We start from the raw sequence: 486 nt of genomic DNA, 5'->3' as shown, positions 1-486 counted from the left end.
GTCCGTCTCGACCGCTCCGCCGACCTCATCGTCTCCCTCCTCGCCATCCTCAAGGCCGGCGCCTCCTACGTCCCCCTCGACAAGGCCTGGCCCTCCGACCGCCTCGCCTTCGTCCTCCGCGAGTCCTCAGCCGGCGTCGTCCTCTCTCACTCCGACGTCGTCGATGACCTGCCTGCCTTCGGCGCCGTCCTCCTCGTCATCGATGAGGAGGCTTCTCACATCGCTCGCCAGCCATCTGCACCTCTCACGGGTGTCGTGACAGGGGATGACCTCGCCTACGTCATGTTCACCTCCGGCTCCACCGGTGAGCCCAAGGGTGTCTGCGTCCCTCACCGAGGCGTCACCCGCCTCGTCTCTTCTTCCTTCATCTCCTTCGCCGCTTCCGACGTCTGGCTCCACGCAGCCCCCGTCGCCTTCGACGCCTCCACCCTCGAAATCTGGGGCGCTCTCCTCCACGGCTCCAAGCTCGTCCTCGCTCCTCCTCAT

The 486-nt window shown here is 66.7% G+C and carries 1 protein-coding gene; it reads left to right on the top strand.

The annotated features are described in order from the left end of the window. Positions 1–27: 27 nt before the first annotated feature. The coding region (locus HUA78_RS47990) for an AMP-binding protein (RefSeq protein ID WP_371745826.1) at positions 28–486 on the top strand (459 nt) is incomplete at its 3' end.

This window comes from Myxococcus sp. CA033 (assembly GCF_013336625.1).
GTDB classification, from domain to species: domain Bacteria; phylum Myxococcota; class Myxococcia; order Myxococcales; family Myxococcaceae; genus Myxococcus; species Myxococcus llanfairpwllgwyngyllgogerychwyrndrobwllllantysiliogogogochensis.
This window is presented reverse-complemented; position numbering and strand designations above follow the sequence as displayed.